This is a genomic window from Rufibacter sp. JT3400010, assembly GCF_054956755.1.
The window spans coordinates 19,768-40,418 of record NZ_JBUDXA010000006.1 but is presented as its reverse complement, the minus strand read 5'-3'; the positions used below and the strand labels follow the sequence as shown (position 1 = coordinate 40,418).

At 50.2% G+C, this 20,651-nt stretch carries 17 protein-coding genes; 2 read left to right on the top strand and 15 right to left on the bottom strand.

Annotated features, from left to right (window positions below; translation table 11 throughout):
* Nucleotides 1-3: 3 nt before the first annotated feature.
* The 5 genes from ACY0JR_RS07875 to recA form a co-directional block, all read right to left on the bottom strand.
* A complete protein-coding gene (locus ACY0JR_RS07875; protein ID WP_462633402.1) occupies nucleotides 4-1,122 on the bottom strand; it encodes a sensor histidine kinase in 1,119 nt (372 codons plus the stop codon).
* Entirely contained in the window at nucleotides 1,097-1,789 is a 693-nt protein-coding gene (locus ACY0JR_RS07870; protein WP_462633401.1) for a response regulator transcription factor, read from the bottom strand. The genes ACY0JR_RS07875 and ACY0JR_RS07870 overlap by 26 nt, the downstream gene beginning before the upstream one ends.
* 291 nt (nucleotides 1,790-2,080) lie before the next feature.
* Entirely contained in the window at nucleotides 2,081-2,524 is a 444-nt protein-coding gene (locus ACY0JR_RS07865; RefSeq protein WP_462633400.1) for a hypothetical protein, read from the bottom strand.
* A gap of 53 nt (nucleotides 2,525-2,577) precedes the next feature.
* Nucleotides 2,578-3,387, bottom strand: coding sequence for a DUF3108 domain-containing protein (locus ACY0JR_RS07860; protein ID WP_462633399.1), 810 nt, complete (start codon nucleotides 3,385-3,387; stop codon nucleotides 2,578-2,580).
* A gap of 152 nt (nucleotides 3,388-3,539) precedes the next feature.
* On the bottom strand, nucleotides 3,540-4,577 hold the full coding sequence (recA, locus tag ACY0JR_RS07855; protein ID WP_462633398.1) for a recombinase RecA: 1,038 nt from the start codon (nucleotides 4,575-4,577) through the stop codon (nucleotides 3,540-3,542).
* A gap of 535 nt (nucleotides 4,578-5,112) precedes the next feature.
* On the opposite strand from recA, the gene ACY0JR_RS07850 reads away from it, so the two are divergent.
* Nucleotides 5,113-6,282 (top strand): hypothetical protein, encoded by a 1,170-nt coding sequence (locus tag ACY0JR_RS07850; protein ID WP_462633397.1) that lies wholly within the window; start codon nucleotides 5,113-5,115, stop codon nucleotides 6,280-6,282.
* Between the two features lie 45 nt (nucleotides 6,283-6,327).
* On the opposite strand, the gene ACY0JR_RS07845 is transcribed toward ACY0JR_RS07850, so the two are convergent.
* From ACY0JR_RS07845 to ACY0JR_RS07800, 10 genes are all read right to left on the bottom strand, one after another.
* A complete protein-coding gene (locus ACY0JR_RS07845) occupies nucleotides 6,328-6,924 on the bottom strand; it encodes a GNAT family N-acetyltransferase (RefSeq protein WP_462633396.1) in 597 nt (198 codons plus the stop codon).
* Between the two features lie 448 nt (nucleotides 6,925-7,372).
* Entirely contained in the window at nucleotides 7,373-7,801 is a 429-nt protein-coding gene (locus ACY0JR_RS07840) for a hypothetical protein (protein WP_462633395.1), read from the bottom strand.
* Between the two features lie 528 nt (nucleotides 7,802-8,329).
* Nucleotides 8,330-9,295: an AAA family ATPase gene (locus ACY0JR_RS07835; RefSeq protein WP_462633394.1), complete on the bottom strand. Its 966-nt coding sequence runs from the start codon at nucleotides 9,293-9,295 to the stop codon at nucleotides 8,330-8,332.
* Between the two features lie 11 nt (nucleotides 9,296-9,306).
* The gene (locus ACY0JR_RS07830) at nucleotides 9,307-10,653 is read right to left on the bottom strand and encodes a peptidylprolyl isomerase (protein ID WP_462633393.1); all 1,347 of its coding nucleotides are present in this window, start codon (nucleotides 10,651-10,653) and stop codon (nucleotides 9,307-9,309) included.
* Between the two features lie 275 nt (nucleotides 10,654-10,928).
* Nucleotides 10,929-13,214, bottom strand: a complete 2,286-nt coding sequence (locus ACY0JR_RS07825) for a peptidylprolyl isomerase (RefSeq protein WP_462633392.1) — start codon at nucleotides 13,212-13,214, stop codon at nucleotides 10,929-10,931.
* Between the two features lie 213 nt (nucleotides 13,215-13,427).
* Nucleotides 13,428-13,838, bottom strand: a complete 411-nt coding sequence (locus ACY0JR_RS07820; RefSeq protein WP_462633391.1) for an ATP-binding protein — start codon at nucleotides 13,836-13,838, stop codon at nucleotides 13,428-13,430.
* Nucleotides 13,831-14,169: an STAS domain-containing protein gene (locus ACY0JR_RS07815; RefSeq protein ID WP_462633390.1), complete on the bottom strand. Its 339-nt coding sequence runs from the start codon at nucleotides 14,167-14,169 to the stop codon at nucleotides 13,831-13,833. The genes ACY0JR_RS07820 and ACY0JR_RS07815 overlap by 8 nt, the downstream gene beginning before the upstream one ends.
* A gap of 20 nt (nucleotides 14,170-14,189) precedes the next feature.
* Complete coding sequence (locus ACY0JR_RS07810; RefSeq protein WP_462633389.1) at nucleotides 14,190-16,286, bottom strand: PP2C family protein-serine/threonine phosphatase; 2,097 nt, start codon at nucleotides 16,284-16,286, stop codon at nucleotides 14,190-14,192.
* 727 nt (nucleotides 16,287-17,013) lie between these two features.
* A complete protein-coding gene (gene guaB / locus ACY0JR_RS07805) occupies nucleotides 17,014-18,483 on the bottom strand; it encodes an IMP dehydrogenase (protein WP_462633388.1) in 1,470 nt (489 codons plus the stop codon).
* 853 nt (nucleotides 18,484-19,336) lie between these two features.
* The gene (locus ACY0JR_RS07800; RefSeq protein ID WP_462633387.1) at nucleotides 19,337-19,657 is read right to left on the bottom strand and encodes a rhodanese-like domain-containing protein; all 321 of its coding nucleotides are present in this window, start codon (nucleotides 19,655-19,657) and stop codon (nucleotides 19,337-19,339) included.
* A gap of 158 nt (nucleotides 19,658-19,815) precedes the next feature.
* Between ACY0JR_RS07800 and pnuC the strand changes: the two genes are divergently transcribed.
* Complete coding sequence (pnuC, locus tag ACY0JR_RS07795) at nucleotides 19,816-20,433, top strand: nicotinamide riboside transporter PnuC (RefSeq protein WP_462633386.1); 618 nt, start codon at nucleotides 19,816-19,818, stop codon at nucleotides 20,431-20,433.
* Nucleotides 20,434-20,651: the final 218 nt, after the last annotated feature.

The following is a 20,651-nucleotide window of genomic DNA, read 5'->3' as shown; positions in this document are numbered from 1 at the left end:
AGATTACTCCAGCTTGGCTTTGGTGAGTTTGAAGTGCAGCGTGGTGCCCTGGCCTATTTCACTGAACACCGCAATGGTGGATTTGTGCGCTTCCACAATGTGTTTGGAAATGGCCAGACCCAGGCCGGAACCTCCGCCGCCCGAGGTATCTCTGGTGCGGCTTTTGTCTATGCGGTAGAAACGTTCAAAAATGCGGACGTGGTGCTGTTTGGACATGCCGGGTCCGTCATCGCGCACGGTGACCAGTGTTTTTTTCTTGCCATCCTGAAAAGAAAGCCAGATGTTGCCGTTCTCCAGCCCGTATTTGATGGCGTTGTCCATGAGGTTGATGAGCACTTGCTTGATGCGGCCTCGGTCGCCTATGACCATGAAGATTTCCTCGGGGGCGTTCAGCAGGTGAATGGTGATGTTCTTGGCTTTGGCCTTGCTTTCCAGTTGCTCCCATACTTCCTGGCCCAGTTCATTCAGGTCGAAGGTTTTTTTCTTCATCTGAATCACCCCTTTCTCTAGCTGCGAAATGGTGATGAGGTCCTGCACCAGCGTGTCTAGCCCGTCTAAGCTTTTGGCGGCTTTCTGGAGGAATTTGTCGCGTACGCGCTCATCATCCATGGCCCCGTCCAGCAGGGTATGAATAAAGCCCTGCGCGGCGAAAATGGGGGTTTTGAGTTCGTGCGAAACATCGGCTAAGAACTCGCGGCGCATGGCTTGCAGGCGTTTCAGTTCCTCAATCTCCTTCTGGTTACGCTCCGCCAAATGGTAAATCTCATCTTTGATGCGCTGCAAGGGATCTGGCCTAAAGAGGAATTTGGTGCTCATCTGCTTGAACTCCTTGCGCTTGAACTTCTCCAGACTGGCGTAAATGTTGTTGATTTCCCGGAAAATGAGCGCCTCATAGGAGAAATACACCAGCAAAAAGCAAGCGGAAAAGGTCAATGCCAGCGCCAACACCCGCTGTTTGAATTCCAGGTACGGCGAGATGCCCAGATAAATGGTGATGATGCCTGCTACCAGCACCGAGATGAGGATGGCAATTCGCTGCGAACTCAGCTTTGGCCCCTTTTTAGGGGAAGGCGGAATAGGGGCAGGAGTAGTGGAATTAGTCGGTGTTGAATTTGTAGCCAACGCCTTTAATGGTTTTAATCTGGTCTTCGCCTATCTTCTCCCGCACTTTCCTGATGTGCACATCTACGGTGCGGGCAATCACAAACACATCGTTCCCCCAAACGTTATTCAACAGTTCATCACGGCTGAATACTTTGTTGGGCGTAGTCGCCAGGAAAGCCAGCAGCTCGAATTCCTTTTTGGGTAACGTGATTTTCTGCTCGCCTTTGTGCACGATAAAGCTGGTACGGTCAATCTTGAACTCGCCAATCTCTATGACCTGAACCTGTTCTGTTCCCTGACTGGTATCGCGGCGCTTGTAGGCCGCCAACCGGCTGATGAGGGCCCGCGGCTTGATGGGTTTCACAATAAAATCATCGGCCCCGGCGTCAAAAGCGGCTACCTCAGAGAATTCCTCAGAGCGGGCGGTCAGGAACAGGATGTGCGTGTCTTTGAACTTCGGGTTGTCGCGGAGTTGGCGGCAGGTGGTGATTCCGTCCATGACGGGCATCATGACGTCCAGCAGAATGATGTCTGGGGCAAATTTCCGGGCCACTTCCAGCGCCACTTGGCCATTGGGGGCTTGCCCTACTTCGTAGCCTTCTTTTTCCAGGTTGTACTGCAACAGTTCTATGATGTCTGGATCATCATCTACTACTAGAATCTTGTATTTAGCCGGCGTTTGCATAGGATGCGGTTAGTGGAACCAAAGCTATCTCCCAGGAAGGTCAGAGGAGTGACATAGCGCGTAAGATGCAGTTGCCCTACTCTGAATTTCTATACAAATATAAGGATAAGTAATTGCTTGTGTTTTTTTTAACCAGCTTAGATGGATTGGTAACAATTTGATAATATCTGGGCAGATGGTGAGTCGCTTACATAAGCTGTTTCCTGCGTGTTTTTTGGAAAACAGGCCGAAAAACAGGAAAGTCCCTTTATATGCCATTGGCCAATAAAGGGACTTTAAAGAAGCGTAGGGCTATCGGTCTTTAATGCTTTCAATGTTACCAGTATTGAACCGATAAGAAATTTCTGTCTGACCTATTTTGATTACCCTGCCAGAAAGATCATAGTCTATCTCATCCTGGCCTATTTTATCTATCCGGCCATGAATGTCATAGGAAATTTCCGTTTTACCAATCTCATCAATCCTGTCATGGATATCATATGAAATCTCCATCTTCCCAATTTGGTCAATCCGGTTGTGAATATCATAAGAAATCTCACCGCTTGCATTGATGGAAAGATTGGTGATCTGGCCTTTCTGAGAAAGCAAAACGGAAACGTTAGATTTTGTTATCGTGAACGCTACCTTCCCGTCATTTGACAAGATGGTGGAGATTTGGCTCTGAGCGCGTAAATCTATACCTAAGAATAGAAAGCTTACCAGTAGGGCAAAGGCAAAAAAGTATCTGGTTTTCATATAGGTTAGGTGGTTAGAGACAGTTGCTGCAGGATCTAAAACAATCTCTAATACTACCTTACCACATTCAATCTACTTTGCAGTCCGTTGTATTTGTAAAGATCCACCTTCACAGAACCCACAAACATTTCGGCCTGGAACATGACCGGGATTTTGTTTTCATCATCAGAAAAGAAGACAGAAATGGCGTCTTCGCCGCTGAATAGCTTGTTTTTAGGCATTTTAGGCACTAAACGGTGCGCCCGTATCTTTCCGGCTTTAGTTTCTACAGTGGTTTTGCCACGGTACGTGACGGTCATGTCAAATACTTCATCGCCTAGGAACCCCTGCATTCTGATGGTCTGCCCCGGCTTAAAACTGCTGAGATCAAGCGTGCGCAGGTAGTAGAAACCACTGATCATGTCTTGGGCGTTGTCTGGCACCTTGAAGACCTGGTTTTTCTTCTCGTCGCGGCTGTCGTTCACTACCACGGTGTTGTTGGCGTGGTTGAAATCGGTGGTTTCTTTGCGGCGGTAACGGCCTTCTTCTATGTTGCGGTGAAACCGCATAGGCAGCATGGAGGAGGTGTCAATGAAAGACGTCCATGTATCGCGTACGCGGTGGAAGAAGTCAAAAGAACCAATGGTTTTGCCGCTTACCGTAGTCTGGTAACACGGACGGTTGTTAATGCGCTGAATAGTGGGAGCCACGTTGATGGTAGCCTCGCCGGCATTGATAACTCCGTAGTGGACTTTGTATTGCAGGTTTTCGCCGGGGGCGAAAGAGTCATTTTTCACGGTACGCATGGTGTCATTCAAAGCGAAGCCACTCAAAACTAAGCCCAACAGCGGCACGATAAGTAGTAGTTGATGTTTTACACGCATAAGCCAATCTTTCCTGTATGCCTGAAGCTATTCAAATGTCGTACCAAACCGCAACGAGTTCAATGGTAGACAAAGGTATATATTTTCAGATGCAAACCATTTAAACAGAAACGGCACCTAAAAAGGTGCCGTTTTGTGAAGAATATAAGAAATTATTCAGGAGTGTCTGCTAAGGCCGCCGCCACTTTCTCGGGCTCGCCTTTTACAATCGCTCTGATTTTGCCTTCTATGTCCTGCATCAGCTCTTCGTTGTCTAACAAGAACTGCTTCACGGCGTCGCGGCCCTGGCCTAAGCGGTCGCCGTTGTAAGAGAACCAGGAACCTGATTTCTGTACCACGCTCAGCTCAACCCCTAAGTCAAGGATCTCGCCTACTTTGGAAATACCTTCGCCGTACATGATGTCAAACTCCACTACTTTGAACGGAGGTGCCACCTTGTTTTTCACCACTTTCACCTTGGTGCGGTTACCGGTAATATTGTCTGGACCTTCTTTGATCTGACCAATACGACGGATATCCAGACGTACCGAGGCGTAGAACTTCAGGGCGTTACCACCAGTAGTGGTCTCGGGGTTCCCGAACATCACGCCAATCTTCTCACGCAACTGGTTAATGAAGATACAGCAGCAGCCAGTTTTGTTGATGGTACCAGTCAGCTTTCTTAAGGCTTGGGACATCAAACGCGCCTGAAGGCCCATTTTGCTGTCACCCATGTCGCCTTCCAGTTCGCCTTTAGGCACCAGAGCGGCCACAGAGTCAATAACAATGATATCAATAGCACCGGAGCTAATCAAGTGGTCGGCAATCTCCAGGGCCTGCTCACCGTTGTCTGGCTGCGCAATGAGGAGGTTTTCGGTGTCAATGCCTAGCTTCTCGGCGTATGCTTTGTCAAAAGCGTGCTCAGCGTCAATAAACGCGGCAATACCACCTTTTTTCTGCGCTTCTGCAATGCAGTGCATGGTGAGGGTAGTTTTACCGGACGATTCTGGCCCGTAAATCTCTACCACCCTTCCGCGCGGAAGACCACCAATTCCCAAGGCAATGTCTAAGCCCAGTGAGCCGGTAGAAATAGCTGGGATGTCCTCCACCTGGGTATCGTTCAGCTTCATAACCGTACCTTTCCCGTAGGTTTTGTCCAGCTTGTCGATGGTGAGTTGGAGCGCTTTTAATTTCTCGCTTTGTACACTCATGTTTGTGTTTTCTATGCTTAAGTTTTGATGAATTTACAACTTCCTGAGGCAATCTGCAAACGCTAGCCGCGGCGTTTTCCTGCTTTCCAGACATATTCCGGAGGTGTATAAAGGAAACACCCAAAGTACCGGATTTGTGCCAAGATTTACTACTTTTTTTAGTTATTTTTTATAGCGTTTTGCTATTTAAAATAGCAAACAGCAACTCACAAAGCACCAGAGACTTAGCGAGCAAGGCTAAAGTTAGTGCTTTCTCTGGCTTCTTTGAAACAACTGTACCCGCATTTTAGTTACAGGCAGAGCAGTAATTTTAAGGGTAAAACCTGAAAGAAGAGCGGAGAGGGTAAGGTCTTGTTTTCTGCCCGTTTAGCAGAAAGTAGCCCAGAATCTAGCCGTTGAAAGGAATACCGGCGTAACCTTTCTGATTCTGTTTCTTCAAGTTTTTAAGTACCTTTCAGGGGGAGGGTAGAGCAGTGGTGGTAGTGGGTTCCTGGCCTGTTTTGTTTTTGCATGTACCTCGCGTAACCGTATTCTTATGTCTCACAAATGGCTTCTAGTAGCCGCCGCTGCTGTTTTAGCAGGTCAAACCGCCTTTGCGCAGCTAAACAACAAAGCCCTTGAGTTCAGGCAACCTGTTAAACCAGATCAGGCCGGTGAGCTGCAGTTGGGCATCAATGCCTTTGGCTACCAGAAGAACAATGAGTATTTCAATGACATCGCCGAAGGTTACACGCTCTTCGGTTACCATCTGAACCCGCGGTTCATTTACTTTCCGTCTTCTAACGTGCGCATAGACGCGGGCGTGCAGGTGCAGAAAGATTTCGGCTCGCGCCGATATTCCCTGTTGCAGCCTACCTTCACCATCCGGTACGAGGAAAACGGCATGGCCCTGCTGTTAGGGACGCTGGAGGGAAACCTGAACCACGGCTACATAGAACCTCTCTATGACTTTGAGCGCGTCATCACCAACCGCCTGGAGAACGGCCTGCAGTTCCTGCTAAACAAACCCGGCGTTAAGCTGGACGTCTGGATTGACTGGCAACGCTACCTCAGACGCATGGACCCGTTTCAGGAAGAAGTGGCCGGAGGAGCCTCGGCGGAACTCACGCTTTACCGAACCCCGGTTCCCGTGGATTCTCCGGAAAACACCCCTGGATCGGAAACTTACATCGGCTTGCCGCTCCAGTTCACGGCTCAGCACCGGGGCGGGCAGATTGACGTCACCGATTTACCTTTGGTGACCTTAACCAACGTGGCGGCGGGTTTGGTCATCAGGAAAAACTATGATAAGAAAGTTCTGAAGGCGCTGCATTTTCAGCCGTACGTGGTAGGCTGGAAAGATTTCTCCAATACCAAGGAACAGCCGTTTGAGCAGGGCGGCGGCATGTACCTGAATGCGGGGGTAGATACCAAATACCAGAACGTGATGCTGAGTTACTGGCGGGGCAGCGGGTATTACTCTGAACTGGGCGGTAAGCTGTTTCCTTCGGTCTCCTCCAACTTCAAAACGCCAGACTTTACGCAAAAGAACCGGCAACTTTTGATTGTGCGCTTCATGCATGACCTGGAACTCACCGAGGGGCTCACCCTAACCCTGCGGTTGGAGCCGTACATTGACTTTGATTACCCTAAACTGGAGTTCTCCAACAGCCTGTACCTGCACTTTAATTCTGACTTCTTTCTGGCTAAACTCAAGAAAAGATAAGTGCCGTTTTAAGTTCTGTTTTCTGAAAACAAGCCCAAAAAGAGGTTACCACAGCAGCGCAGCGTTTGTGTCATTTTTATGCAGGCGGTACACGTGAATGGGTGAAGCTGGTTTGTCTCCTGAATCTTGCAGTACCGGCGTATAGGTTTTGAGATAGGTGAAGCCGCTCCGTTCGGCTACCCGTTTGCTGCGTTCATTGTCTACGGTGCAGCGCAGGTTGATGCTCTCCATTCTAAGGTCCTGGAACGCATAACGAGCAATGCCCTGGAGCGCCTCCGTGGCATAACCGCGGCCTTCAGCCTGGTCGCTCAGATAATAACCCACCTCGGCATACGGTTTCCCGCGCGACAACCGGCGCAGGGTAATGTCGCCCAAGCATTCGCCGGTTTCTTTACTCCAAATCCCAAAGCTGTATAAATCACCAACCTTGTGCTGTGACATAAACACCCTGATTCGGTTTTGGGCATCTGAAAGAGTAACCACGGCCGAGGTCCGATCCGGGAAGTCGGGCATAAGACGGGCTCGGTTCTGGTCCAGCAGCTTCCAGAAGGCAGGCGCCATCTCCAGCGTGTACGGCAGCAGCCGAAGCCTTTCGGTGGAAAGCGCGACGCTTGTATCAGAAGTGGTGCTGGGTGACTGCATGGAAAGTGCCTAGTTTTGTTTGGTGTACGAGACTGCTTTTCTGCAGATTCCAAAAAGCAGAACTTTGTAAGGAATTGATGGTTGGCGGCTGTTTTACCACTCAGAATTTAGAGTGACTTCAGGCATAAAAATAGAGACAACCCACTTTCTCCTCTGTATCCTATACACGCATTCCGTCCCCCCTTCGAAGGGGGTAGGGGGATGACAAGGACGGAAGAAGAACCTTTGGCAACAGCCATAAACGATTCATAATGAATCTCGGCAAAGCCATCATCAGCACGAGTACTCATTCCCTAACTCCTTCAAAGGGGGGACGGAATGCGTGCCACCTCCTTAAACCTGAACTGCCTGGTAAGTTCATCTCAATAGAGACAGACTTGCCAGGCAGTTTGTGTTGTGTTTTTATAAAAGTGAAGGTAATCCGGTGAACCGGAATGCTCCCGTTTATTTATTGGTTCAGGAAAGGATAGTTGTATTGCAGCGGGCTGCCTAATTGCTGCAGGCGCGCAATCACTTCCATGGAGTGGGCAATCTCGTTGAAATACTCTAAACGCCTGATGAGTTGCTCTTTCAATAACACCGTGCCGTCTGGCGTGCGGATGTACGCGCGTTTGTCTTCCAATATGCGGTGCATCACATCTGAAATGCGCTGGCCTTCCTGCATGTACAAGTCATGGAACTCAATTAACGCCTCAAAACCGTCTTTAGTCACGCGGCAGGGGAAACCGGCGTTGGTCAAAACATCGCACAGCAGGTTCAACTCTAAGGGCATAGAGATGTTGTAGGGTGTGGTGCGGACATCCAGACCTCTCTTAAGGTAGGAGAAGATCGTTTCCAGGTTATTTTCAAAGCGTTCGTAAAGAGCAGCTGCTTCCATGCGGAGTTAAGTTTATGAATCTGGGCAAAAGTACACAATGCGTTACTCTTTTTCACCACTTCCTGTTGCCTCACCTTTGGGCAAATTCTGTTTTGACACTGTTTTCTGAAAAGGAGCTGGAATTGAAGTATCCCTGTGGTTAGTTTCTGTCTTATTGGTATTTGGCTAGAATTAGCTGCTTTTGTATAGGTACACACATTGGTGGTTTAATGCGGTGCCCTTATGCTTTGTTGTTGCATGGTTTCTCTCCGTGCGCTCACGGCCGCGAGGCCCCGTCTTCCCCTCGCGCACTGCCCTTTCGGCCTGAGGTGTCCTTTGCGCTTAGTTTTGCCTTTCCAGGGCCAAAAGCGAGGCGCGCTCGGGAAAGACTGGAAAGGGGGAAAGTAGCGAATATTGTAATCAGATAATGTAGAGAGCAGGCACTGCCTTGTCTCTGCCACGCATTGCTTGTATGCCGCGGGAAGGTAAGAAAAGGAAAGGAACGAACTTCTGATTTAGGTTTTCTTTTCAGAAAACAGACCTAAAACACTATAGCAGACCCTTGATGATTTGTTCCACGGTAATGCCTTCTGCTTCGGCTTTGAAGTTACGAACCAGGCGGTGACGCAGAATAGGAACGGCTACAGCCTGCACGTCCTCAATGTCTGGCGAGTATTTTCCTCTGATGAGGGCGTTGCATTTAGCGCCCATGATGAGGTGCTGTGAGGCGCGCGGACCGGCACCCCATTCCAGGTACTGGTCGGTTTGGGCTCCGGCTAATGAGGTGTTGGGACGGGTTTTGTGCACCAGCTTCACGGCGTATTCCACCACGTTGTCGGTGACCGGAACGCGGCGCACCAGTTGCTGGAAAGCGGTGATTTCATCGGCGTGCAAAATTACGTTGGGCGTGTGCTTGCGGTCACCGGTGGTATTTTTGACAATCTGCAGTTCGGCCTCGTAGCTGGGGTAGGCGAGGGCTATGTGGAACATGAAACGGTCTAGCTGTGCCTCTGGCAAGGGGTACGTTCCTTCCTGCTCAATGGGGTTCTGGGTGGCCAACACGAAGAACGGACGGGGCAGGTTGTAATGGTGGCCTGCTACGGTCACCGAGTATTCCTGCATGGCCTCCAGCAACGCGGCCTGGGTTTTAGGCGGCGTCCGGTTAATCTCATCTGCCAGTACAATGTTGGCAAACACCGGGCCTTTCACAAACTGAAATTGCCGGTTATTGTCCAAAGTCTCGGAACCCAGAATATCTGAGGGCATCAAATCTGGGGTAAACTGCACCCGGTTAAACGACAAATCCAGGGAATTGGAAATAGTCTGAATCAGCAAGGTTTTAGCCAGGCCCGGTACTCCCACCAAAAGACAATGCCCCTGACAAAAAACGGCAGTCAGCACCAGTTTCACCACTTCTTCCTGACCAATGATGGTTTGGGATATTTCAGCGGTCAGACGTTTATAGGCATGGTGAAGCGCATCTGCAGCTTCTTTGTCAGAGGCAAAGGGAGGCATAGAAGGGGAGGTTAGTCGTCTAAACTACAGGTTTTGAATTCTGGTACGATGTCTACAAACACCGTGTCTTTGTTTTTTTCGAACCACTCAGAAATGGCCCGGTTGCGTTTGTCGGCGAGGGCCGCAGCGGCAATTTTCTGGTAATCTTCCCGCATGTTGGCTTGGTGCGGAGCTGCTTTAGATTTAAGGTAAAGAATGCGCATGGCTTCTTTGCCGTCTTCGGTACGGTACGGAAGCGGAGCACTTACGGAACCTACTTGCATGGTATCAATCACGAAGAAGATGGAAGGGTCTACCTTGTCAACGGGAATGTAGGTGGTGGGACTGCCGGGCATTGTGATCATACCGCCGTTTCCTTTGGTAGCCATATCATCTGAAAAGTCTTTGGCCGCTTTGGCAAACGAAACGCTGTCATTCTGCACCAACGTACGGATGCTGTCCAGCAGGTGCGCTGTTTGCTGCATGTCTGCCTGAGCCGTGGCTGGCTTGATGAGGATGTGGCGGGTGTTGAACTCTTCGCCGCGGCGCTCCAATAACTGAATAATGTGGAAACCGAACATAGACTCAATGACCGGTGAGGTTTCGCCGGGCTGCAGTTTTAGGGCGGCTGCTTCGTATTCGGGCACCAGTTCACGTTTCTTGAAGAAGCCCAGCTCTCCGCCTGCGGCCCCAGAACCAGGGTCTTGCGAATATTGACGGGCCAGCGCTGCGAAGTCTTCGCCCGCTATAATGCGCTTGCGTATTCCCTCCAATTGCTCACGGGCAGCCTGTTTCTGGGCGGTACCAATCTGCGCAATTTTTACAATCTGACCTACTTCCACCTCCGTAGAGAAATACGGTAAGCTGTCTTTGGGAATGCGGTTAAAGTATTGCTGCACCTCTTTGGGAGTCACTTTAATCTTACCGGAAATTTCCCGTTCCATTTGCTGTATGGTCAACTGCTCTTTGATGCTGCGGCGCAGATCACTTCTGATCTCACTCATAGACTTGTTGAAGTAGCTTTCCAGTTTCTCGGCTCCGCCAATCTGGGAAATCATGGTATTAAGTCTACCGTCCAGTTCACCGGTAATCCGGCTGTCTTCCACAATCACAGAATCTACTTCGGCGCGGGCCAGCAATAGTTTGTTCTGTACCAATGACTGTAAAATCTGGCATTTTAGATCTGGGGTTTTGTAGCCTTGGGAAACGGCGTTGGCGTGCTGGAACTCCAGTTCAGAGCGTAAGATAATATGACCTCCTACCTTGGCTACTATGTTATCTACCAATGTGGCTTGCTGAGCTTCGGCGCGAGGCGCCATAGCACCCAAAACACAGAGTAGGAGAAGGCTTTTAAAGAAAGAAGAAATTCTGATTTTCATGGTATTCTGTATAGCGGTTGCTTTCTATAGAACCGCTTCTCTTGCAAAATAGTATAGTGGGAAACAAACAAAGCTAGGCAAACGGCTTCATTAAAAGAAACTTCGGGCCTGCTTAGAGCATGTTTAAATTTGAGTTTTGCGCTGCAAATGCCCATAGAGAGTACCTGCGTTCACCTTTTTCTCGCTCCGTAGCGCTGCTACGCTGCTCAAAAAATGCTTCCTCAGAACCTTTCTCTGGTCATTTTCGCCTGCAAACCTCAAATTCAAGCAAGCTCTTACTTCTTAATAAGCTTCTGCACCTCTGTCTGGTTCACACTTACCGGGTATTTCTGGCGAAGTTCTTTGATCCACTCCTGTTCCAGATACGTCTGGTAATCTGAGATAGCCACGCCTCTGGTTTCATTGAGTTTTTTGGGAGCAGGAGCTTCTACCCGGTCAATCTTGATCCAGATGGAACGGCCGTCTTGCGTCACGTTGTACGTGCCCGGCTTCCAGGTTACGCCATCTAATACCTTGTTGTCACCGCGCTGGAACTTACGGGAGGTCACTTGTAGGGCCAGAGGGTTACCTTGGTTCAGTTGCTCGGCTATGGCTTGCACATCTGAGGTGTACACGCGCAATGATGCCCGGCGGGTGCCAATAGATTCACTGGTGGCTGGCACCAGTTTGATGTTCTCTCCGGTAACACCTTTCTTTTGCAGGTAATTCTTAACGGCTGTGGTACGGCGGGCGGGCAAGGTTGAGTTCTTGCGGTTTGCGCTTTCACGAGCATCTTGGTAGCCAGTCAACTCTAAGGACAAAGTGGTGTCTGCTACCAGCGCGGCGGCCAGTTGGTCTAGTTGCGTTGTGGCGGCTTTGGAAAGAGTTGTACTGTTTGACGTGAAAAGCACATCTACGGGTTTGATTCTGGCAGACGGATATTTACCGGCCCTCAGCAATGACTGAGCCTCGGCTAAAACGGTTGGGTTGGCGGCGCTCAGGATAGTGGCCTGTGCACGCTCTCCCCACATGTACTTGTCCTGGTTGGCGGCAAAGAAAGCTTTCAGCCCTACGGTGTCTTCTACGGCTTTGGCCCATACTTTCTCTTCCATGAGCTGGAACAGCAAAATACCGTCATGGTACTCGTTTACCAGCATTTTGTAGTCGGGGTGCTTTTCTTCCAGGTGTTCACGCTCATAGTCCAACAGGCTGGTCTCCACGAACTTGTCATACAGCAGGTTCATGGCGTGGGCCGGGGACACATTCTGTCTGGGGCGTTGGTTCGCATCAATGTACGTGGCGAAATTACCCACCGTGTACGGCTGGCTGTTGATGGTGAAAAGCGTGGCCGTTGGTAAGTTCTTCGGCTCTGCCGGAACATTGAACTGCCATTTGCCCGTGAGTAGGGTAGAGTCAGCCAGACGCAGAGTTGCTTCCTTAATGGCTGAATTCTCCTGGAATTTGTTTTCGGTTTTGATGCGGCGCAGGAACGCGGCCTTGTTCAGCTCTGAACGGGAGTCTTTGGCAATACGGTTACGAAGCGACGTTTCCATCTCTTCATACGTAGGCAGTTCTTTGCGCTCTAGCAATTTAATGATGTGCCACCCGTAAACGGTTTGCACCGGAGGTGTAATGGCCCCCGGCTGGGCCAGAGCAAAAGCAGCTTCTTCAAACGAAGGAATCATGCGGCCCGTCCCGAACCACGGCAACTCGCCCCCATTATCCGCGGAAGCGGCGTCTTCTGAGAACTGGGAGGTGAGTTTGTTCCAGTCTTCTTTGCGCAGTACGCGGCTGTAAATCTCGTCTATCTTCTTTTTGGCGGCCAGTGAATCTGCTTTAGGCAGGCCCTGCTGCGCCCGCACCATGATGTGCGCCACTTTGATCTCGCCCTGGGCCGGGCGTACCTCGTTCACTTTGATGAGATGGTACCCGAAACGGGTTCTTACCGGTTGCGAGATCTGGCCTACTGGCGTGTTGAAGGCGGCGTTCTCAAACGGGTACACCATCTGCAAGGCCGTGAAATAACCCAGATTACCGCCGTTCTCCCTAGCCGATGGGTCTTCTGAGAAGCGTTGGGCTAAGGACTCAAACGGCGTGCCGTTTACCGCCTGGTTTCGCAAATCCATGATCTTTTGGTAAGCCGCCAGCGTATCTTTGGGGTCGGCCTCCATGTCAACGGTAATGAGCAGGTGCGTGGCGTTTACTTCTTTCTTCAGGCGCTCATAGGCTTCGCGTACTAATTGGTCGGTCACGCTTTTCTCGGTGAGAAAAGGTTGGGCTAACTGCTCTTTATATCCGCCCAGTTCTGTCTTAAACGCCTGCGTAGTGTCTAGACCCCGGCTTTTGGCCTCGGCCACTTTCAGTTTGAAGTTGGTATACAGATTCAGGTACTCGTTGACACTGGCGCTGGAAAAGGCGCTGTCTGAGCTGGTATTGTTTTTCTCATACACATAGGCGAACTCAGAAACCGGGACGGTCTCCGGGCCAATGGTGAGTAAAACAGGTTCAGCTGCCTTTTTAGGGGAAGTACACTGGAAAAGGAGCAGGGCACCCAGGCCCACATACAAAGAAGAAACTCGCATAGATGTCAGCAAAATGCGGAAGGTCTGGCAGATAGGCTTCCCTTCCATTATGCAATTTTACTCATTTTTTTGGAGAGAACAGGCTAGTATTGAAAAACATAGTGCCAACGGAGCAGGTAAGGGGAAAACCTGCTCCGTTTCTGGCATCTTTTGCTCAAAACATGCCAGAAACGGTTTTTATTGTATGCAGGAGAAAAATTATACGGTAGTAGTTTACGCAATGCGTTTGTGCAGGCGGCAAAGGTTGGTAGAGCCCTTTACGCTGTATTCTACTTTGTCCATGATTCTATTTACCAGTGCCACGCCCACGCCTCCTTTTTTGCCTTCCTTGATGTTGCCATGGATGTCAGGCTCTTTGTAATCAGCCTTTACAAAGGGAGTACCGGTATCTTCCAGCTCAAAAATGATTTCCCGGTTGTCATACTTAATGGTAAGACAAAGGTTCTTCTGGCTGTCTTCCTTGTTGGAGTGGATGATCAGGTTGGCGCAGATCTCGTCTACGGCCAAAATGATCTGGTTTAACATGATCTCAGACAAATGGACAGGCAATAAAGTCTCCGTCACAAACGCGCGGATAACTTTCAGATTTTTCCTGTCACAACTGACCCGGATCTTGTTAGTCATTGGCAATGGTCACAGCTTCTTCATAGGAAGAGACAATGGTCATGAGCAGATCCAGCCCCAGAATCTCAAATACATTGCGCACTTTCTCTTGCATGTTGAAGAAAATAAGCTTGATCTGGGCGTCTTCAAAGCGTTGCAAATGCGAGATGAATACGCCTAAACCCGCTGAGGAAATGTAGTTGAGGTTCTTGCAGTCAACCAAGATCTTTCCAAACATCATAATGCTGGGGTTGGAGAGTTCTTCATCCAGCAGCACAGAAGAGCTGGCGTCTAATTCACCATCTAAACTGATGGTGATGGTGTTGTCGGTTACGGTCTGTTTTATTTTCATCGTGCTTCTTTACGAATCCTCTATTTGTTAGGTTGGCGGTGTTTGAACTTGATCACGAGCAAGGTTTGGTCATCATGCAGAATGTCACTGCTGAAATTATTGACATCATTGATGATCGCGCTTTTGATATCCTCGGCCTCTAAGTGATAGGTTTGGGAAAGCATGTATTTCAAACGATCCTCGCCGTACTCGTCCTGCCGGGTGTTACGGGCTTCCACAATCCCATCGGTGTAAATGACCATCACATCATTGGGGTTGTAGTCATAGTGCAGCCGGTGAATGCGCTTGGCGTAAGACGGGTCCCGTACAATGCCCAAACCTAGTCCCTCTGTCTGGAAATAGAACGTATCTTCCATCATAGAGTTATAGTAAAGTGTATGGCAATGGCCCGCCCGGGCAAAAGAAACCCCTTGCATCTCATAGTCAATGATGTACAGGGCCGAGGTGATGAAAGACGTGCGTTCCAGACACCGGCTGAGGGCACTGTTGGCCTGTACCATGAAGGCATCTGGCATCAAATCCTGCTGCATAAGCCCATGGAAAATGCCTTTCATCTGTGCCATGTGAAAAGCCGCCGAAATCCCTTTCCCAGACACATCGCCTATAATAATGGCAATGCGCGACTTGCTTAGTTGCAAGTAATCATAAAAATCGCCGCCCACTTCTTTGGCCGCCTGCGAGTAGGTACTGATGTCAAACCAGGTATCTGTGGGGAAGGTTTTAGGGTTGAGGCGATCCTGTACCAGCGTCGCGATCTTGAGTTCCTCTTTGTAGCGCTCGTTCTGCAAAGATTCCTGCATGAGCCGCAGGTTTTCAATGGTAAGCACCGTCTGGTTCACGAAAGACTGCACCACACTAATGGTATCAGCGTCAAATCCTTGCTCTATCTCCAGCAGCAGGTACAGGTAACCGTAGCGGCGCTTGGCAGAAACCAGCGGCACCAGCAGAAGCGAGTTAAAAGGGCTATGGTGATTTTTAAACTCGGGAAGCAGACCCAGATCGCCGTTCACGTACACGTTGTTCAACAGGGACTTATCCTGCTCCTGCACCTGTTTTACCAGCGCCTTCACCAAGGCCTGGGTTTCTGCATCAATTGGGCTGCCGGTAGTCTGGGACGTATCTACGTGCGTGGTCTCTGCCACTTCCAGCCAGGCGGCATCTGCCCCCGTGGCTTTGATGGCACTTTCAAACAATATGTTGTAGACTTCCTCTTCGCTTTGCCCCTGCTGAATGGAATGGCTTAAACGCTGGAAACTCAGAAGATCGGCGTTCCGCTGCTCAAAAACCCGGGTAGTAGGCAAACTGAAAAGCGCTACCAGTAAAGAAGCCAGCGCGTAAATAAGCACAAAGCTCAAGGCCAGCAGAATGAACGGGTTGTCTGTGTAATCTATCTTCAGTTCAGGAGAATCATGGTAGATATACAGGAAATTAGCAAACAGCACGCCCGAGGCCATGACCGCCGTAAGCAGGAAAATACAGCCCCACTTTTTGTCCAGCGTCAAAAATGCAATCCAGCGCTGGTGCACACTCATGTAAAGGCCATACAAGAACAAAAGGCCTAGGTCCAGGAGAATGAAAAAATGTTCTGTGTAGTTGGGCTTCTGCGAAAGCAAAGGCACTAACAAAGGCACCAACAAAGGAAGGGACATCAGAATCTCAAACCATTTCCACTGATTCTGAATGTCTTTGGTTTTATGGTACAGAATGAGCTGTCGCCACGAGTAGAACGCCTTGGCCAAAAAGTAAATCAATAACCCGAAAAGAACCTGATAGGCAATATCCAGCAGATATGGACTGTTGAGGGCATTCTTGCTCAGGTTGGGGTAGCTTAAGTGAAAAACCAACCAGGCATACGCTCCCAGGCCGCCTTTTACAAAAAGGCCCCAAAGGGGAGAGGTGAACTCGGCGCTGCGCTGAATGGGAACATAGTGCCGCTGGTAAATGAACACCGAAAGGATGAACACCACAGACAGCAGGTTGCTCAGGTACGGGAAAGCGGCATTGGCTTCGCCTAGCTGCTCTTGGCGGGCCAGAAACAAAACGTTCACCAATAGCAGCACCCAGCTCACACTTCCGGTTAGTAGGCTTATCTGTTTGATGGTTTTGTCTTGGGGCATTGGAGCGATTGCCTGCGGTGGTTGGTTAGGTGATAGATGTGGGTGAATACGAGAATTTCTTAAAAGTAATTAAAAAAAAGTTATGTTCTTCAAACCAGACCCTGCTGGCGGCCCTTGCGGGTTGCTAAGTTATTTGACTTGTGAACGATAGCTCTCCTTATTAAAAAGGAGGCCCTTCGTAATAGAAGAGGTCTATATAGAAAACGCGAAATCTTTTACAATGATTCATAGAAAACAGCTTAAAAGCACGTGAATGCCTTATGAAAAAACCTGGAGGAAGCTAAGTATTTGTAACAAAGCTATTTATCCGGAATCCGCATCAAGGAGAAGTGAGCTATCCCAAACCGTAAAACGATCTTTCATAAAGGCCAGGGAGAACCCCGCAGATGCGTTTAAAGGCTGTTTTGTGGAGAATGAGCTTGGAACGGCATCGGCACAGACGTTACGAGGACTTTGGAACGGGCGGTATTGCGGACGCAAGCAGTTCTAAAAATCAACTGGCGCGAGACTACAGTCTCGTGACTGAGGATGAAGCGAGTCTCCAGACTCGCCGGGAACCACCGGCAGAATTGCGTAGCGTCCGTATTTCGTCTCCATGGTTGGTTGGTGTTATTTTGCAGGTACTTTAAAGAAATACCCCTAAAACGAATTTTGCTCTGCCCAAGACCTTCCTTGAGCAGAGCAAAACAGAATGGCAATAGAAAACGACAGTCTTCTTAATTTACTATTAACGGCTGTAGTTAGGCGCCTCACGGGTAATCTGTACGTCATGCGGATGGCTCTCGCGCAAACCTGCCCCGGTTATTTTTACCATTTTGGCTTTCTTGAGGGTGTCAATATCCGGGGCGCCGCAGTAGCCCATGCCGGCTTTGAGGCCACCTACCAGTTGGTACAGCACTTCGCCGGCCAGGCCTTTGTAGGGCACGCGGCCCACAATGCCTTCAGGCACCAGTTTCTTTACATCATCCTCTGCATCCTGGAAATAGCGGTCTTTAGAACCTTCGCCCATGGCTTCAATGGAGCCCATGCCGCGGTAGGTCTTAAATTTACGGCCTTCGTAGATCTGCATGTCGCCGGGAGCTTCCTCGGTACCGGCCAGCAGAGAACCGATCATGATGGTGCTGGCGCCACCCGCGATGGCTTTCACCAGGTCACCGGAGAATTTGATTCCGCCATCGGCGATCACCGGTACGCCGGTTCCTTCCAGCCCTTTCACCGCTTCAATTACAGCCGACAACTGCGGAACGCCAATACCGGCAATAATACGGGTGGTACAGATAGAGCCCGGACCTACGCCTACTTTCACGGCATCGGCCCCGGAGTCTGCCAGTGCTTTGGCCCCTTCGGCGGTAGCCACGTTTCCGGCAATCAGGTCCACGTTAGGGAACGCAGTCTTAATTCTGCGCACCGCGTCCATCACGCCTTTGGAATGTCCGTGGGCAGTGTCTACGCTGATTACGTCTACACCGGCTTCCACCAACGCACCTACACGGTCCAGCACATCGGGCGTTACGCCCACGGCGGCTCCTACACGCAAACGCCCGAACTCGTCTTTGCAGGCGTATGGGCGGTGTTTTCTTTTGAGAATGTCTTTGTAGGTAATCAATCCGGCCAGCACACCGTTTTCGTCAATGACCGGTAGTTTCTCGATTTTGTATTCCTGGAGAATGTCTTCGGCCTTGTCTAACTCAATGCCTTTGGGGGCGGTGATGAGCCGGTCTTTGGTCATGATCTCCGACACTTTCACCGAGAAGTTTTTCTCGAACCGAAGGTCGCGGTTGGTGATGATGCCCACCAGTTTCTTGTCAGAGGACACCACCGGAATTCCCCCGATTTTGTGTTCCTTCATGATCTGGATGGCCTCGCCCAGTGTGGCGTGCTCATCTAACGTAACCGGGTCCAGGATCATGCCACTCTCAGAGCGTTTCACCTTGCGCACCTGTTCGGCTTGCTGCTTGATGCTCATGTTTTTGTGGATGAACCCCAGGCCACCTTCCTGCGCCATGGCAATGGCCATGTCTGCCTCGGTCACAGTGTCCATGGCCGCCGACACGATAGGAATGTTCACCCGAATGTTGCGGGTTAGTTGGGTAGATGTATTTGTATCTTTGGGAAGTACCTCTGAATAGGCGGGTAATAGCAGAACGTCGTCGTAAGTCAGGGCTTCGAACAACAGATTGGGAGCGTGAGACTGCATAGCAAATAGCGTATATGGTATTTGCCACGTAAAGTTAAGGGAAAAGTTGAGTATCCTAGTGTTTGCGGGAAAACTTTTTCAGGATAGAACTCCGTTTTAGAGGAGCTTTTGAAAAACGGGCTTGGAAGGCTTTGCCTTCTTTCAAAAGTCATCCTGAGCGCAGTTGAAGGATATACCGGAGATTGCTTTCTGTGCATGCAGTTTGCTGTTGCCTTAGTTTGGGTGCTGTTGCATGGGTAGAAGTAGGGGAATGCCTTTTGCCTGTTGCTGGCGTGGCGGGTGGTGGATGCGGTGCCCTTATGCTGGGCTGTTGCATGGTTACCCTCCGTGCGCTCACGGCCGCGAGGCCCCGTCTTCCCCTCGCGCACTGCCCTTCCGGCCTGCCTTGTCCTTTGCGTTTAGCTAGAGCCTTTCCAGGGCCAAAAGCGAGGCGCGCTCGGGAAAGACTGGAAAGGGAAAGTTGCAGAAGACGTTATCAGGTATCGTAGAGACCAGGCACTGCCTTGTCTTTAGTACGCATTGCTATCTCTTGTGGAGAAATACCTCTCTAAAGCGAAGACTCCCCCTTTGAAGGGGGCGAAGGGGGATGTTTACACCTGCTGGTCACACGCATTTCTTTCTCTACCAAAACGTGTTCTCTTTTAACAAAAAGGCTGATTTATTCCCAAGAAAATCATGGTAGGTTCAAGTCTGTGACTTGGACCTACCATGATTGGAAGTTTGCAAATCCGTGAGGCGAGAGCCTCAAATTGATATTGCTGCATTATGGATTGCGTTCCTAACCCGTTTTCTGCAAAATAGCGCCAAAGGCCTCGTAGTGCGCGCAACTCCTACGAGTGTCTGCGCCAGGGAATCAATACACCGGAAACGCGGGGTCTACCTCTTGGGCCCAGGCGTGCACGCCGCCTTTGAGGTTGAGCAGGTGGGTAAAGCCATGGCGTTGTTGTAGGAACATTAAGGCTTGGGCGCTTCTGAAACCGTGGTGGCAGATGAGGACGGTGGTTTTTTCTTTGTCCAGGTCGGCGGCTTTTTTGGGGAGTTCAGAGAGCGGGATCAGTTCGCCGCCCAGGTTACAGATGGCCCATTCCTGGGGTTCGCGCACGTCAATGAGTTGCAGCGGTTCGTGGGCGTCTAGGCGTTCTTTGAGTTGGGCGGGCGTGATTTCTGGCAGCATGCGGCAAAGATAATCCAAAAATTTGGCCGAAACGGTGACAGTAGCGCACAAGCTGTGTAGAAGCTTCTATTTTTGTGGCGTTTACGTGCGCGCTTTTCCGTTTAGGGGCCGTTTTCTGAGGAATGGCTCTGAAACGATAAAACGCCAACTTCTGCTCTATGGATTTACTTTCCCCCGGCCAATGGAATTTGGCTACCGTCACCGAGGTGGTGGGCGTGATTACCGGTTTGCTGTGCGTCTGGCTGGCGGCCAGACAGAATATCTGGACGTTCCCCATCGCGCTCATCAGCGTGTTGCTGTACATCATCATTTTTTATGACGCCCGCCTTTACGCCGACATGGGCCTGCAGGTCATGTTCGCCGGGCTCAACTTCTACGGTTGGTACATGTGGCTACACAAAGGAAACCAGCGCGTAGAGCGGCCCGTCTCCAGAATGACCTCTCAACAATGGGTCTGGCTGCTGGCGTTTGTGCCGCTTTTTACCGTGGCATTAGGCACCTACCTGCACCACAATACAGATGCCGATCTTGCCTATTGGGACGCGGCCACCACTGCCGTAAGTTTAGGGGCGCAATGGCTCATGAGCCGAAAAAAACTGGAAAACTGGCTTATCTGGCTTGTGGTAGATGCCGTGTACGTACCCATTTATATCTACAAGGGACTTTACCCAACGGCAGTTCTGTACTTCCTGTACCTCGCGCTGGCGTGGTGGGGATATGTTGACTGGAAGAAGAGCCTGCAACAGAACCAGCAAAGCCAACCCGTTGTGGTGTAGAAGAGTTATGCATTGATGTTACGCAATCCTACCGGTGGTCCCCGGCGAGTCTGGAGACTCGCTTCATCCCTAGTCACGAGACTGGAGTCTCGCGCTAGTACTTTTTATACCTGCGAGGGCTTAGAGACCTCACAGGTTTTCGCGTTTCTAGCCTGTTTTCAGTAATACCGCCCGCTCTAAAGACCTCATAGAGTGCGCAGCTCCTAAGCGTGTCTTCG

Coding starts and splice junctions, on each gene's coding strand:
- ACY0JR_RS07865 (WP_462633400.1), bottom strand. CDS start 2,524: ATGAAAACCAGATACTTTTTTGCCTTTGCCCTACTGGTAAGCTTTCTA.
- ACY0JR_RS07825 (WP_462633392.1), bottom strand. CDS start 13,214: ATGCGAGTTTCTTCTTTGTATGTGGGCCTGGGTGCCCTGCTCCTTTTC.
- ACY0JR_RS07830 (WP_462633393.1), bottom strand. CDS start 10,653: ATGAAAATCAGAATTTCTTCTTTCTTTAAAAGCCTTCTCCTACTCTGT.
- ACY0JR_RS07840 (WP_462633395.1), bottom strand. CDS start 7,801: ATGGAAGCAGCTGCTCTTTACGAACGCTTTGAAAATAACCTGGAAACG.
- recA (WP_462633398.1), bottom strand. CDS start 4,577: ATGAGTGTACAAAGCGAGAAATTAAAAGCGCTCCAACTCACCATCGAC.
- ACY0JR_RS07815 (WP_462633390.1), bottom strand. CDS start 14,169: ATGAAAATAAAACAGACCGTAACCGACAACACCATCACCATCAGTTTA.
- ACY0JR_RS07810 (WP_462633389.1), bottom strand. CDS start 16,286: ATGCCCCAAGACAAAACCATCAAACAGATAAGCCTACTAACCGGAAGT.
- ACY0JR_RS07845 (WP_462633396.1), bottom strand. CDS start 6,924: ATGCAGTCACCCAGCACCACTTCTGATACAAGCGTCGCGCTTTCCACC.
- ACY0JR_RS07820 (WP_462633391.1), bottom strand. CDS start 13,838: ATGACTAACAAGATCCGGGTCAGTTGTGACAGGAAAAATCTGAAAGTT.
- ACY0JR_RS07850 (WP_462633397.1), top strand. CDS start 5,113: ATGTCTCACAAATGGCTTCTAGTAGCCGCCGCTGCTGTTTTAGCAGGT.
- guaB (WP_462633388.1), bottom strand. CDS start 18,483: ATGCAGTCTCACGCTCCCAATCTGTTGTTCGAAGCCCTGACTTACGAC.
- ACY0JR_RS07835 (WP_462633394.1), bottom strand. CDS start 9,295: ATGCCTCCCTTTGCCTCTGACAAAGAAGCTGCAGATGCGCTTCACCAT.
- pnuC (WP_462633386.1), top strand. CDS start 19,816: ATGGATTTACTTTCCCCCGGCCAATGGAATTTGGCTACCGTCACCGAG.
- ACY0JR_RS07800 (WP_462633387.1), bottom strand. CDS start 19,657: ATGCTGCCAGAAATCACGCCCGCCCAACTCAAAGAACGCCTAGACGCC.
- ACY0JR_RS07860 (WP_462633399.1), bottom strand. CDS start 3,387: ATGCGTGTAAAACATCAACTACTACTTATCGTGCCGCTGTTGGGCTTA.
- ACY0JR_RS07870 (WP_462633401.1), bottom strand. CDS start 1,789: ATGCAAACGCCGGCTAAATACAAGATTCTAGTAGTAGATGATGATCCA.